This window comes from Shewanella profunda (genome assembly GCF_023283765.1).
In the GTDB taxonomy this organism is placed as follows: domain Bacteria; phylum Pseudomonadota; class Gammaproteobacteria; order Enterobacterales; family Shewanellaceae; genus Shewanella; species Shewanella profunda.
Window position 1 is genome coordinate 1 of sequence record NZ_JAKILG010000075.1, and the last position, 12,844, is coordinate 12,844.

Annotated in this window: 12 protein-coding genes and 1 pseudogene; 12 read left to right on the forward strand and 1 reads right to left on the reverse strand. The window is 38.8% G+C overall.

Annotation, left to right across the window (positions count from 1 at the left end):
• Positions 1 to 301: 301 nt before the first annotated feature.
• The gene (locus tag L2744_RS20735; protein ID WP_006083699.1) at positions 302 to 508 is read left to right on the forward strand and encodes an antitoxin Xre/MbcA/ParS toxin-binding domain-containing protein; all 207 of its coding nucleotides are present in this window, start codon (positions 302 to 304) and stop codon (positions 506 to 508) included.
• A 791-nt stretch (positions 509 to 1,299) separates the two neighbouring features.
• Positions 1,300 to 2,670, forward strand: a complete 1,371-nt coding sequence (locus L2744_RS20740; RefSeq protein ID WP_248993658.1) for a Fic family protein — start codon at positions 1,300 to 1,302, stop codon at positions 2,668 to 2,670.
• A gap of 338 nt (positions 2,671 to 3,008) precedes the next feature.
• Here L2744_RS20740 and L2744_RS20745 read toward each other — a convergent pair whose 3' ends face one another.
• On the reverse strand, positions 3,009 to 3,323 hold the full coding sequence (locus tag L2744_RS20745; RefSeq protein WP_248993659.1) for a helix-turn-helix domain-containing protein: 315 nt from the start codon (positions 3,321 to 3,323) through the stop codon (positions 3,009 to 3,011).
• Between the two features lie 99 nt (positions 3,324 to 3,422).
• On the opposite strand from L2744_RS20745, the gene L2744_RS20750 reads away from it, so the two are divergent.
• From L2744_RS20750 to L2744_RS20795, 10 genes and pseudogenes are all read left to right on the forward strand, one after another.
• Positions 3,423 to 3,980, forward strand: coding sequence for a VspR family transcription factor (locus tag L2744_RS20750; protein WP_248993660.1), 558 nt, complete (start codon positions 3,423 to 3,425; stop codon positions 3,978 to 3,980).
• A 782-nt stretch (positions 3,981 to 4,762) separates the two neighbouring features.
• The gene (locus L2744_RS20755; protein WP_011495051.1) at positions 4,763 to 5,269 is read left to right on the forward strand and encodes a KwaA family protein; all 507 of its coding nucleotides are present in this window, start codon (positions 4,763 to 4,765) and stop codon (positions 5,267 to 5,269) included.
• Positions 5,270 to 5,272: 3 nt separating this feature from the next.
• Positions 5,273 to 6,154: a Kiwa anti-phage protein KwaB-like domain-containing protein gene (locus L2744_RS20760; RefSeq protein WP_248993661.1), complete on the forward strand. Its 882-nt coding sequence runs from the start codon at positions 5,273 to 5,275 to the stop codon at positions 6,152 to 6,154.
• A gap of 125 nt (positions 6,155 to 6,279) precedes the next feature.
• Complete coding sequence (locus L2744_RS20765; protein WP_248993662.1) at positions 6,280 to 7,119, forward strand: hypothetical protein; 840 nt, start codon at positions 6,280 to 6,282, stop codon at positions 7,117 to 7,119.
• An 811-nt stretch (positions 7,120 to 7,930) separates the two neighbouring features.
• A pseudogene (locus L2744_RS20770) lies at positions 7,931 to 8,402 on the forward strand (ISAs1 family transposase); the annotation flags it as partial.
• Between the two features lie 225 nt (positions 8,403 to 8,627).
• On the forward strand, positions 8,628 to 8,969 hold the full coding sequence (locus L2744_RS20775) for a hypothetical protein (RefSeq protein WP_083848295.1): 342 nt from the start codon (positions 8,628 to 8,630) through the stop codon (positions 8,967 to 8,969).
• Positions 8,970 to 9,060: 91 nt separating this feature from the next.
• Positions 9,061 to 9,495: a DUF2057 family protein gene (locus L2744_RS20780; protein WP_037425979.1), complete on the forward strand. Its 435-nt coding sequence runs from the start codon at positions 9,061 to 9,063 to the stop codon at positions 9,493 to 9,495.
• Between the two features lie 120 nt (positions 9,496 to 9,615).
• On the forward strand, positions 9,616 to 10,086 hold the full coding sequence (locus L2744_RS20785) for a MerR family transcriptional regulator (RefSeq protein ID WP_037425976.1): 471 nt from the start codon (positions 9,616 to 9,618) through the stop codon (positions 10,084 to 10,086).
• The gene (locus tag L2744_RS20790) at positions 10,086 to 12,332 is read left to right on the forward strand and encodes a heavy metal translocating P-type ATPase (RefSeq protein WP_037425974.1); all 2,247 of its coding nucleotides are present in this window, start codon (positions 10,086 to 10,088) and stop codon (positions 12,330 to 12,332) included. The genes L2744_RS20785 and L2744_RS20790 overlap by 1 nt, the downstream gene beginning before the upstream one ends.
• A 10-nt stretch (positions 12,333 to 12,342) precedes the next feature.
• Positions 12,343 to 12,693 (forward strand): cupredoxin domain-containing protein, encoded by a 351-nt coding sequence (locus L2744_RS20795; protein ID WP_037425971.1) that lies wholly within the window; start codon positions 12,343 to 12,345, stop codon positions 12,691 to 12,693.
• Positions 12,694 to 12,844: the final 151 nt, after the last annotated feature.

Here is a 12,844-nt window from a genome sequence, read left to right on the forward strand (position 1 = left end):
TGAGTAGTTGTTCTGTATGTTTTCATCACCTGCTCCAAATTTATCATTGAGCAGGTATTTTCAAATAGGCAGATTAATGATGCGAGGTGTGGTTCGCTAGACGGTTACGTTTAATCAGGGTAACAAACACTCTACTATATTTGAATGATAGCATTAGTGTACTTTTCTCAATGGAGTCTTATGGTGACACCATATGACTAAGTTTTATGGTGACACCATAAGACTAAGTTTTCATAAGTCACATTTGTTTTTGGTAGTAATTACAATACTCAGAACCTTTTTAAAGTGGAGACAATTAATTATGGTTACGGAAGCTCCAAGTGCGAGTGAATTATTTCGAAGAGCATGTGATATTTACGATGGTGACCTCGTCCTTGCTGAACAACTGTTCAACAGTAATATTCCCGCGCTTGGGAACAGGAAACCCAATGAGTTACTTAGTTCACCTGATGGTCGTAGATTGCTTGATGACTTACTTCTTAAAATTGAGTATGGAGAATTTTCTTGAAAATTAGTGCCCGTGTTAGTACAGAACTTCCCCAATCAGTGTTTACAAGTTGCTGTAACGCTAACTACTGTCTTACATAAAAGCAATAAGGCAAGATCTACCCCTTATTTTTATTGCTGGGATAAGGTGGGGACTGCAAAAGAAATTTTCATCTTTAGTCGATTTAGGCAGTACGTAACCGTCAACGGTGCCGAAAGGAAATGGGATGTTTCTTCATGTTTTGGGGTCACCAGTTCCTTTTGACAAGCATTCTTTCATCTTTTGTGGCTTTCTAACCTGAAATACCGATTGTCATGAAGATCTACTTTGTGTTTTCTGAATTATTGGAGGGATTTGATTGGACTACGAAAGAGGTTTTCATCTTTCCGATAATTCGATGAAATTAATGCTTTAATGCGAAACAGACCTTCATCTTTCCGATAATTCGTCTGAAATTAATGATTTTATGCGAAAGAGACCTTCATCTTTCCGATAATTCGGTTGAAATTAATGCTTTAATGCGAAAGAGTCCTTCATCTTTCAGATAATACGGTGAAATTAATGTTTTAATGCGAAAGAGACCTTCATCTTTAGATTATTTAGACAAAAAATTTAGTGTGTTCCGGTTCTTGTGTGCTATTCACAGGAACTGATCGAATCAGGAGTAGAGGGTGCACATTAAGTTTAGAAAATAAAATAACACCACGTTGCAATTGCAAAGTTGAGAATGAGGTTCTGTGAAATAAAAGCTAGTCCAATTGTACCAATTTGATTAATCTTATCTCAATAACTAGACTTTTTGAGATAAGTTTATGTCATTTCAGTATCTATCACCGCCTGAGTGTCCGTTTAGCACTATCAGTGATGTTGTATTTGAGATCCGTAATCATGGCGATGATCCTAATAAATACATGGATTACATCAGCTCATTTCATATCGAGTATCATTCATTTGATGAGTTTAGACGCAGCGTTAAGCCTAGCCTAAATGTTAATTTCTGTTGGTGGTTAGTTCGGCTACATCGAGACAGTTCCCTAATCAATCTCAACCCGTTAGAAAATAAACCGTTACCACTAAACCTGCCTGAGTCCGTAAACCGAGCGCTATCGCAATCTCCTGACTTCATGACATATTGCCGATTTAATCACTTGCATGAGTTTAGTCGGGTTTTGTCACAGATTGACCGCTACACCACGCATAGTGCGATGCTTGGGGTGCTTGAGCAAATTGGAGAAGGCGTACATTTTGAGCACTTTAAAAATAATTTGATTGATGATGAGGCTATATCAAGTAGTCAGCTAGAGGGTGCAGCAACAACGACGCTGATTGCGAAAGAAATGCTCCGAAAGAAGCGTAGGCCTTGTACTGATGGTGAGCGGATGATTGTTGGGAATGCTGACTTAATGAATGCAGCGTGGGACCTCAAGGATGAGGCATTTAGTATTGATTTGATAAAAACCTTACATAGAATAGGTACGCAACACTTAGAGCAGAAAAACTACACATCTGGGATGTTTAGAACCACTGATGATATTGCGGTTGTGAACGCTGATGGTGAGGTCGTTCATCAGCCACCAAAGCATGATGCTATTGAGTGCTTATTATCCCGCGTCGTAAATTGGCTAAATTCGACTGACGATCACATTCACCCGGTTATACAGGCCATTACTCTTCATTTTGTCATTGGCTATGTTCATCCGTTCCGTGATGGTAATGGACGGATAGCAAGAGCTTTGTTTTATTGGTATCTGTTTAAGTGTGGCTATACGGGTTTCCGCTATATTGCGATTTCAGCGCTGTTGCAAAAATCGCCCATCAAATACGGTCAGAGCTATCTGGATTGTGAGCATGACAAGTTAGATTTAACCTATTTTATTCGATATCAGTTAAGTGTTATCAATCGTGCCATTACTGAATTTGTTTCTGCATATGAGCGTGCTCCATATCGAATGATTGTATTAGCCGAGCAGTATTCGGATTTAGAAGATATTGAGAAAAAAATTATTGGTTTTGTTGCTGGAGAGCCTCGTTATCGAAATAAACCGACGATTACAGCCAGAGAGGTCGAAAAACTACTGGGGCTTAGTTATAACACGGTTAAGCAAAGACTTGATGACATGGTTACTGCTGGAATACTCGGACGTGAAAAAATAGGTAAAGCGACAGAATATTTTTTAGGATGAATATAATTGGCTGTGTTGTCACGTGAAGACAGACTTATGAGATTTAACGGAACATACAACTTTATGAAAATGTTTGGCAGACCCTCGTTGGAGGTTGCATTGCGTTAATCTTAGATTTCTTAGTGGTAATAGCTCTCAATCTTAACGTGCTTTAGCCTCATTCCTACAGTCAGTAAGAGTCTGATGATTTTCCTTAGAATGAGTATGGGGAGCTATTTACACACAGATAGTCTGAAATCCCAAATTCATGAAAATTTGAATTTTTATAGGTTTTAATTCAAATCCTACTTTTCATATATTTCTGGGTAATGAAAATTTTTCAAATAAAAATTTCAAAATCAATCCTTTATTTGAGCTTCTAATTTTTTTATCAAAGTTATTTTCTGCTCTTTAGGTAACTGGTCTATCAGACAAGCAAGTTTCGCTGATGCATCATCTTCACAAAAAAAATAGTTTAACGGCACCCCTAGTTCGTCTGCAATACGCTGTAACGTGTTGATGTCAGGTGTGTGACGACCGAGTTCGTAATGATTCATACGGCTACTAGAAGAATTTTGGTGAATTCCGATTTTTGCACCCAAGTCTGCCTGAGTAATACCTGCTTTTGTTCTTGCTTCTTTAAGGCGTTTTGGGACCGTATTTTCTTTGTGCACGCATATTTCATCTGGATAACCTTGAGTAACTAAGATTGTCTAAGTTTTACTGTAATGAGTATACTTAGGAATCCTAAGTATTTGGTAGGGAAATCTACTATGTCTAGAGCCGTATCATTGCATCAACACTTTTATAACTTATTGAAAGTTAGAAAAATGAACCATTTTACGGTAACAGAGTTCCGTGATGCAGTAATTGCAGATTCGCAAACGTCATGGTGCAAAGATGAAGCTCGAAAATTTGTATACCGCCGCTTATTAGTTCTCGTCAGGAAAAGGCTGCTGTATCGAACTGGGAAAAAACATTCACCAGATACTCTATACTCGACAACGAAACTATTTTCACAAACTGTGTTTAAGGTGAAGAACACCATTCGAGCTGCTGGAGAAGGCGGCTTCTTAAAAGTCCAAAAAAAACCAAGTGATTCATTTTTGACTGTCTTGCAGAAAGAAAAGGTTATGTACGAAACTGATTTGAGATTTGCTACTGAGGAAATGGAGGTCTTTGAGTGTCTTATACAGCGTTTTCCAGAACAAAAGGAATTTATCGAACCGTTTTTTCACGAGGCAAAAGTCCGTTCTGCGCAGCTTTATAGCCATGTCAGTGCTCTGTCAAAGATATTAAATATTAATGCCAATGGTTTATCCCAATACTAAATACATCTTTCTTGGTAGGCTTGATTTCACTATATTTCTGTTGAAATAGACAATATTGTAGTGTTTTATAGATTAGAGAATATTTGGTACAACGATGCTGGACCGTTTTGTACTGAAAGGGCAAATCTAGCGTGCTCATTCACCCTCGAGTATCGCGTTTCTATAAACGACAAGGGCCACATTAAGTGGCCCTATTACGCACTACCTGCAGTCAATACGATATGCGCAGAGAACAGGGTTATTTGAATTCATCTGTCTACGAGTGGAGCCGAAGCCGCGTTTCTCATAACAAGCGTTAGTAGTATATTCTTGGAACCGGAACCTGTCGAATTTAAATCTGGCTATTCTTGCTGAGGGTGATGACAAAGTTATGCCCCATTCCTTGTTAGCAAAGTGGCATCTAGCTAACTCCAACATCAAAACATTGACCCAATTTTAGTAATGCTACAGAGCTCTGGCCTTATCAGTTTTATCCAACCGCAATCATGTGAGCCAATGAGAAAATGTCATACGAGTATCAGCCTGAATGTGGGCTCCAAATGCTGTTAACCAAGGTCAATAATCAGTCGAAAGTGAGCGTAAAACCATGAGAAAGCTAAAACGATATCAAGTGATTACCCATCAAATGGTATAAAAACTGCTACCGCAAAAAAGCAAATTCCTATAGCATCATTCATACCCATTTACACGGATGTGGCAGCGGCCAAGTCCAACAAGCGATTTATGCCCTGTAAACAGCGCAGCGCATAAATACTAAAACGTTAGCCGAATAAGGAATAAATTTGAGAAACTGGTTAAAAACAATACTCTTCGTATCGGCTTTTTCACCAACGCTGCTTGTACTAGCTGGCGTAAGGTACTATTCAGGTATTGTTGATGCACTTCTGTATCAGCTAATAGTAATTTCTCTTATCGGGATAACTCTTCCGTTTTTGATCTTATCTTGGGTTAAGGGTCAGACAGAATCCCTTAACTTCACGGCCAAAAAAGTTGAATCTGCCGATTATTATCTGTTGGTCTTCCTGGGAAGTTATGCATCGCCAATAATAATGAAAATTGCAGAGATTGACTTCGGCTTGATGTTATTAACAGTGGGTGTGATTTTTTTAGTGGCTTGGGTTGTTTCTAATATTCCATCCCACCCAGTTTTGTACCTCGCAAAATTTAGATTCTATAAAATCGAATCAGAAAGCGGCATGGTTTACACGTTGATAACCAGAAGAGAAATTAGAAGCCCTAAAAACATAACCGTAGTAAAACAAATATCAAACAGCATGCTAATGGAGTAGAACATGACGCTTAGCCTTTTTGCATTAACCAGTGATCCAGCTAAAAGAATTGTTAAATTTAACCTTTCCAATGATGTGCAGGCCGACCTTACGACATACCTAAAAGACCAAGAATCCTCGTTTGACCTTCAGCAAGATGAAATTGTCTTTGATGGAAAATATAAGCCCGATGCAGGTGAAGTTCTTTGTATCGAGAATTATGACGACATTGATAATCTTGAAAGCGCCATAAGAAACCCTACTAGCTTGGATTTAGCTGATCCGAGTGAAGATTTTTTTCATGATATAAAGGCGTTATTTTCTGGTTATATACTGGAAACTGGTGGAGTTAAAGTACTACTTCAAAACTTCGACAGAAGAAAAATTATATCTACGAATGGGTTATCAATTTTTCACTCAGCTAATGTATATAAAAAAATAGAGGGTATTGGTCTTACCATCGACCACAAGCTAACCGCTACGCTAGAAGAAGGTAAATTAAAATTTTTTAGCTTCCATAATACCAGACAGATTTTTGATTTAAGTGAATATTACAAAGAAGCAACCGACGATGATGTGATTGAGTTTTCAAATATGGATTTGATAAAATCCGCAGATAATAGTCAACTCCTAGAAATGTCAGATTCATGGGTTAGGCGAAAGATATCACTCATTCAGCAAAGTGGTATTCTTCAAAATGTACCAATTAATGAAATGAAAGCTGTTGCTACAGAATTTAGCATTCCTTTTATTACCGTTACCGAAAACGGCGATGAATTGATCAAAATCCCAGACAATAAGTCTGACCTCAAGAAGTTATTGCGTTTCCTAGATGAAGACTATTACAAATCTCCACTATCTAAAACAAACTTTATTACTAACTCTAAAAGAGTCCTTGGAAACTAAAATCGGCTAACAAGTCAAAGTACGCGGACTTGGTAAAGCTGTCATCCATTTTGTTCCAAAATTGCCGCAAACTTCACCAAGCCGGTGTTTGAGGCGTTAGTTTATAAGCACGTATTAGGAAGAATATGCGAATAACAGAAATATTCTTGACGAGATTGGATTCTTATGTCAATCCAAAAATCGAGAACCGTGTTATTTATGGGGCACTCATATCTGGTGTGAGCCTAATTGTTGCTCCGAAATTCCTAGCGCTGTTAAGTAGCATTTCCATCAAGTCTGAAAAATACGAAATAAACTTACAAAACAATCCGCTGGATGAACTGGGCATAATCATTGGGGCCGTACTGATATTTCTAGCGGTGTTATTACTCTATCTTTTTAAAATTACTAAGCGACCAGAGTTTGTAATAACAAGTGACTCGCCGTCAGCGAAGCTGTGGGAAACACACGGATATTCCTTCCAAAAAGAGACTTTGATAAATCCTCTTCTTTTGAAAGACTTAGTAGGATGGTATTCAGACAGTGGAAGGCAAATAGCTTCTATCGATATTGCTGGAGCTAATTCCAGTAATAGGTACTTCGGCGAAATTGTAGAGCGGGTATATGAAGAGCGAAAATTTATAGAGGTTTCGGGTGATGATGATAGAGAGCTGTTCGGGTACGAATACCTCGGAACATCAGAGTCTGGTATTCATGTTGTTCACGCTTACGAGTCAACTGGTGGTTCTGCAACCTTCCATTGGTTATTGTTACTCCAGATTGAAGAAAGTGGAGTCTTAGAGTACGAAGATAAAACTCCTGAAATGAAGACAACTCCAGTTTTGAAATTGGTTGGTAGAATTAGTCTTGGTGACCGCTATAGCGGCGGTGTAGTTATGGAACGTGGTATTATCCGAATAAACAAGGATGTAAGTCATCTGCCTGATCACGTGATTAATGAAAATAGAAAAATTATAGTGAAGTAACGAAATAAACTAACAAGGCCATGCACCCGACCTCTGGCATCTGTCACGCTTTTTGCCGAGGGCAAAAAGACGCGCCAGCTACGTCCGGCGGGTGGTAGTGGCGTTATGCCAAAGGAACTGATGATCAATGAATCAAGATTGGATTCTTCAAAAAAAGGAAACACGCCGGACTTTTTCAAAGTCTACTTGGGTGCCTTTGAGAGCATCAATTAACGATGAAAAAGGAAACTGCAAATATATAGGGCACGTTGACGAGTACATGGCTTAGGAGGAGTTATTTATGTACATATATGCTATGAGTATTGATTTTAAGGACTTCTACAATACATATGGTCCAATAACAACATGTATTATATTGGAGCGTTTATTAATAACATGAATTTTAATGTGTAATCAGTAGTCCTTCACTGCTAAAAGATTGCTTCGTGTTTAAGTTAACTTACGTGAATAAAGTAATAATAAAAATTTGTTCCAGTCACTGTAATATTCTTCAATAATGAGCTAGCTAATGATGATCGTTAGCTGCAATCCGGTATGATGTGATTAAGTTGGCTTACTCAAGCTCGATATACCAGAAATCTCTATAAGAGAAACTGTTGCACTTACTTCAGCTCAGATTAATGGACAGTATTTATTTTGATAAAGTAACAAAATCAAGTTTTTGAAACGGAATGATGATACGTTAAGATCTTGTATGTGAGTATTTTTTTTAAAAATGCTGCATTTACTTAAAACTTTGTACAGAGCCTGTACATATACCGTTCCAGCAAACAGTTTCAAGTAAACCAACAATACGGACAAATCCGCAATTGAGCACGGTCATGGGTGAACTGAATGTCGCCAGCGCTATGTTATTGATAGTAAAAACTTAGTCGGTGACTTTTCAAAGTGGAAAAGGTTAAAAAAACGTTATGGTTGAAAGTTGTCGCCTTGAGAAAGGAAAACCAATCGAGCTGGAGTATCGTTATTATATTAGTTCTGAGGCGTTAATTGCCGAACAAGCAGCGATAGTCGTTCGAGAACATTAGGGCATAGAATCGATGCGCTGGGTGCTTGATGTCAGTATGAGTGAGGATGTATGTCTGATATACAATGCTCACGGGGCGGAAAATCTATCATGCCTGCATCATATGAGCTTGAATATGTTAGGAGCAGAGCCGACGAAGATAAGCATTGTTAGAAAACAAAAGCGATGCATGATGAATCCATCGATGCTTAAAGTAGTATTAAAGACTGGATTTAGTAGCTCGGTTACAAATAAAATACTCATGCGGTGGCCCTGAGTCCTGTGCTCTCTGCAATATCCCTTGGGCATATCTACATAGTACAGAGCACATATCCCGCCCAGGTCTGCATCTCCCCAGTGTTATGTCAGGGTAAGGATTCATTGAATAGTTTAATAATTGTAAGTTGAATATCTTAATAGACCTAGGATTGTGACTTATGTCATGGAATTTGATTTTAAAATTTGCTATGGTTAATCGCATAATTCAACTGGATACAATTGCATGACTAATATTTTGTTAAATTTAGCAGTTATATTAGCATTAATAATACAGTTATTAATGCCAAATAATGCTATGTCTAGCGAAATGTCTGAATCAAGTATGCAAACTAGCTCTATGTCACATTCAGTTATGATGGACAATGATTGTGATGATACTGATAACTGTTGTCCCGAAGATTCAAGCCACTGTATTAGCCATTGCCATGCAGTCGCTAATGTATTTGTTTTGTTATCAGATTCAAATTTAGTTAATGCTCTATTCACAAGTTCTAAAGTTAACTCAACTTTATGGATATCAACTCCGGCTTCGCTTGGAAGTCAAAATCCCCCTCCAATTGCTTAATTCTTTATTTTAATTAATCACTTACTATTAATTTATAAAGATTTTCGTTGCTCGTTTACTTATGAGCATCATAAAGCTTCTGGAGTTTCTTATGAAAAAATTTATCGCAATTACACTTTTATCTTTAGCTAGCACAGTTTCAATGGCTGCTACTATTACATTACCTGATTATCTTATTTTTACTTCCGTTGATGGCCAGTCTGTGGCTAATAAGGGACAGATTGACATTGAACCTGGTCAGCATTTGCTTGAACTTCAGTTTTATGATGATTACTCAACGGGAGCAGATGACACTAATTTTGTAAAATCTGATGCATTATATTGGAGTTTGAATTTAACTAAGAACGAAGATATTCAGGTTAGAGCTAAGGATATTTTCACTACAAAATCTGCTCGTAAATTTATCGACGCCCCTCAGATCACAATAGATTCTGTTAGCTTAAAAGGTGAATCAGTGAAGCTGGTTAACCATGAAGAATTAATGTCTATCATTATGAAACAACACGGCAAAATGATGAAACATTAATTGGATAAATAGGGCGCTATCATAGCGCCCTATTTATATCTAATATACTTCTTGAGCTGTGTGTAACACACAGAGTTATAGTAGAACTATCGTAGTTACTTACGTTGGTTTGGAGGTCGTATGAAAGTGACTCAACTCGCTAATAAATTGGGTGTATCCGCTGATACTGTGCGTTTTTATACTCGAATTGGATTACTCAATCCAAGCAAATCTCCCAATAATGGTTATAAAACATTCAACCATAAAGATATGGTGAGGATGCAATTTATTTTGAGTGCTCGAAATTTAGGCTTTTCTGTCGAAGATATTAAAGTTATTTTTTCTAAGACTGATCTTGGGGATAGTGCATGTCAACTTGTACGCGAATTAATTAAAGTAAAGCTGCTTGAAACAGAGCAACAGTTCAACGAAATGGTGAAATTAAGAAGTAAGCTTTCTAAGGCGATACAAGATTGGTCTCAAATGCCTGACAACATACCTACAGGAAACATGATTTGCCATTTAATAGAAAATACAAATCAAGAGGATATAGTTTCAGAGGAATTAGATGTTCCCCATTGTGTTAATGAAACTTCAACGGAGGTTAAGTAATGGATCACACTACACACTCACCCATACAACTCAATATTCTCGGCGCAGGCTGCGCGAGTTGTGTTGGCAAAATTGAAAAAGCGATTAACAACGTAGAAGGCGTTGATTCGGCCGAGATGAATTTTGCGGACAGAACGGTATTAGTTAACGGTAAAGCATCTGCCGAGTTGATTATAAAAGCGGTCGAAAGCGCTGGTTACAATGCCTCTCAAATAAAGGCGGAGTCGGCAGAAGATGTCATGAACGAGAAAGAACAGGCTGATTTGCAACATTATAAAAGTTTATTACGCCATACCATTATCGCTCTGTCCGTCGGTATTCCGTTGATGATTTATGGACTGTTTATTGGCGAAATGACGGTATCAACCCTATTAGAACAAGTGGTGTGGGGACTGGTTGGTGTGGTGACTCTTGCGATTATGCTGATATCAGGTAGGCATTTTTATATCGGTGCATGGAAATCATTTTTAAACCATAACGCCAATATGGATACCCTCATTGCCTTAGGTACCGGTACTGCTTGGGTTTACTCTATGTTGATAGTTGCATTTCCACAATTATTTCCCGAGATGGCAAGGCATGTTTACTTTGAAGCGACCGCAATGATTATTGGTTTAATAAATCTTGGTTTAGCACTAGAAGTTAAAGCGCGCGGTAAAACCTCTGAAGCGATTAAGCGTCTCATTGGTTTGCAAGCTAAAACTGCTCGGGTTATCCGTGATGGAAAAGACCTCGACATCGATATTGCTCATGTATTACTTAATGATCACGTTAAAGTTCGCCCTGGCGAAAAAATCCCAGTTGATGGGGTGGTTATTGAAGGTAACAGCACCATTGATGAATCAATGTTGACTGGTGAGCCAATGCCTGTTGAAAAAGTGATCGGTGACGATGTGGTCACTGGCACCTTGAATAAATCAGGCTCGATCATATTTAAAGCCACTCGTGTAGGTAAAGATACTGCACTGGCGCGCATTATTAGTATGGTCAAACGGGCGCAAAACTCTAAGCCGCCGATTGGACGTTTAGCTGATGTTATAGCCGCTTACTTTGTGCCCGCCATTATGATCATCGCTACAGTCAGTGCCATGGTGTGGTTTAACTTTGGCCCTGAGCCGTCGAGTGTATTTGCCATCGTGTCTGCAACAACAGTATTAATTATTGCTTGTCCTTGTGCGTTAGGACTCGCAACGCCAATGTCAGTGATGGTCGGCGTTGGTAAGGCGGCTGAATCGGGAGTGCTTATTCGGAACGGTGAAGCATTGCAAACCGCGTCTAAAATAACCGCCATGGTATTGGATAAAACCGGCACCATTACCGAAGGTAAACCGCAAGTTACCGATATTATTTTGGTTAATACAGACAGTGAAGAGCAGGTACTTGCCTTGTCTGCTGGAATTGAAAGTCACTCCGAACATCCACTCGCGCAAGCGATTGTTGAAAGTGCGAATGATAGAGGTATTGAAGCCATTAACACTGAGCACTTCAATGCCATTTCAGGTAAAGGTGTAGAAGCTGAAGTGGATGGCCAGATATTATTATTTGGTAATCTAAAATTAATGCAAGACAAAAATATTGATATTGGATTCAATGAAGCTAAGGCCCAAGTGTTAGCTGAAAATGCTAAAACACCAATGTATTTAGCGCTTGCAGGGCAATTACTGGCCATTATTGCGGTATCAGATCCGATAAAGCCTGATTCAATCGAAGCGATTGCGAGACTGAAACGCAGTGGCATCAAAGTGATAATGTTAACCGGGGACAATAAAGCGACCGCCGCCGCAGTGGCTAAAAAAGTCGGTATTGATGATTTTTTCGCAGAAGTCATGCCAGAAGATAAAGCCAATAAAGTGGCTGAACTTCAGCAACAAAATGAAGTGGTTGGTATGACCGGCGATGGGATTAATGACGCCCCCGCATTAGCGTTAGCCGATGTTGGCTTTGCTATTGGAACAGGCACTGATGTGGCGATAGAAAGCGCTGATATTACCTTAATGCGCGGATCACTTCATGGCTTAGCCGATGCGATAGCCATTAGTAAAGCAACGCTGCGCAACATTAAACAAAACTTGTTTGGCGCGTTTATTTACAACGTCGCGGGTATTCCCTTAGCAGCAGGTGTGCTTTTCCCTGTTTTTGGTATTTTGCTAAATCCAGTGATTGCCGGGGCTGCGATGGCCTTTTCATCACTTACCGTAGTGAGTAACGCTAACCGTTTACGTTTGTTTAAAGCCAAAGAACACTAGGAGCTTCAATATGTTAATTAATTTACTGTGTATCGCATTAATCGGTTTTATCATTTGGTGGTTTTGGCTATATAAACCGACAAAGGATTCTAGTGTTGACGCTAGTACATTGATACTGGTTAAAGACGGTGTGTATACGCCTGCACGAATTAAAATTTCGGCTAATACACCAACAGAGATAACTTTTTTACGCCAAGATAAATCCGGATGTTCAGCCACAGTCCTGCTACCCGACTTGGAGATTAGCCAGGATTTAGCGCTGGATAAGCCCACGACGATATCATTACCAGCTCTGGAAAAGGGTGAGTATCCATTTCATTGTCAGATGCAAATGTATAAAGGTGTATTGATTGTTGAGTAAACACTAGATATCCATGCGTATTTTTCAATATGTTGGTATCCGGTGTTTTTCAAGATAGTTGTCACTCTTTGTTTAAATATTAAGCTGCATTTATTACGCCTTCTTCTGGTGCCTTATCTGGGTTGAGTGTTACAGCGCCAACCGCTTCACA

Excerpts from the sequence above, each read along its gene's own strand:
- L2744_RS20735 (WP_006083699.1), top strand. The coding sequence starts at position 302 with ATGGTTACGGAAGCTCCAAGTGCGAGTGAATTATTTCGAAGAGCATGT.
- L2744_RS20740 (WP_248993658.1), top strand. The coding sequence starts at position 1,300 with ATGTCATTTCAGTATCTATCACCGCCTGAGTGTCCGTTTAGCACTATC.
- L2744_RS20750 (WP_248993660.1), top strand. The coding sequence starts at position 3,423 with ATGTCTAGAGCCGTATCATTGCATCAACACTTTTATAACTTATTGAAA.
- L2744_RS20760 (WP_248993661.1), top strand. The coding sequence starts at position 5,273 with ATGACGCTTAGCCTTTTTGCATTAACCAGTGATCCAGCTAAAAGAATT.
- L2744_RS20765 (WP_248993662.1), top strand. The coding sequence starts at position 6,280 with ATGCGAATAACAGAAATATTCTTGACGAGATTGGATTCTTATGTCAAT.
- L2744_RS20775 (WP_083848295.1), top strand. The coding sequence starts at position 8,628 with ATGACTAATATTTTGTTAAATTTAGCAGTTATATTAGCATTAATAATA.
- L2744_RS20780 (WP_037425979.1), top strand. The coding sequence starts at position 9,061 with ATGAAAAAATTTATCGCAATTACACTTTTATCTTTAGCTAGCACAGTT.
- L2744_RS20785 (WP_037425976.1), top strand. The coding sequence starts at position 9,616 with ATGAAAGTGACTCAACTCGCTAATAAATTGGGTGTATCCGCTGATACT.
- L2744_RS20790 (WP_037425974.1), top strand. The coding sequence starts at position 10,086 with ATGGATCACACTACACACTCACCCATACAACTCAATATTCTCGGCGCA.
- L2744_RS20795 (WP_037425971.1), top strand. The coding sequence starts at position 12,343 with ATGTTAATTAATTTACTGTGTATCGCATTAATCGGTTTTATCATTTGG.